This window comes from Oleiphilus sp. HI0079 (assembly GCF_001635105.1).
The window spans coordinates 1-733 of the sequence record NZ_LWFT01001303.1 but is presented as its reverse complement, the minus strand read 5'-3'; the positions used below and the strand labels follow the sequence as shown (position 1 = coordinate 733).

Below are 733 nucleotides of genomic sequence, written 5' to 3'. Positions count from 1 at the left end.
TTTTGTATCCCGTAGTCAGGGCAAGGTGTAGGCTCGTAACGAGATTAATCACCTTACGCTGTTTTTCCTGAGGAGTAATAGACCCGTTTAAGAAGTGTTTTGAGAGTTCGGTGCAGGCGAAGTGGATCGGCTTGCGCAGGCTTTCGAGCATTTTTGATCTTTGGCCTGGCTTACATCCGAGGCGATTTAGCTCGTTGATTGCGGAATATAGCAGTCGAGATGTTTCACCCAGATTCGCCATAGGCAACTCTGCCACCCATGCTTTGATGGCTTCCGGTGTGCCGTCAGCGAAAGATAAATTGCCCAGATTCTGTTCCGGGATTGATAATGATAATTCGAGGTCTGGACCCAACATCTCTGCTGTATTTTCCTATGGTGCCTGTCTTCAATATTGATGCGAAATATGTTCGAGAATCTAAATCGCAAAGTTAACCTATCTACTTATGATAGCAGGGTTTTAGCCGCATGTAGCGGGTCTAACCCTAAACTCTGAAATAAAAAATCAGGCATCTGAATGATTACTCGTTTCAGTGGTTGGATAAGACCCGCTTACTCCCATCGCCGGGTTGCTCTTCAGCGAGTTTAGGTGTCAAAAATCCTGGTAATTGTGCACAGAGTTCTTTGTAGATTTGTTTGGCCTCAGAGCGCGGGAGATCAAAATGCGCAGCTCCCGCCACTTTATCGAGCGTAAATAGGTAGTAGGGCAGAACGCCTTGCGCAAAAAGCTTCTCAG

General features: G+C 46.4%; 2 pseudogenes. Both read right to left on the bottom strand.

Annotated features, from left to right (window positions below):
* A pseudogene (locus A3750_RS22660) lies at nt 1-355 on the bottom strand (GTPase); the annotation flags it as partial.
* A 172-nt stretch (nt 356-527) separates the two neighbouring features.
* Nucleotides 528-733, bottom strand: a pseudogene (locus A3750_RS26555) (EF-P beta-lysylation protein EpmB); the annotation flags it as partial.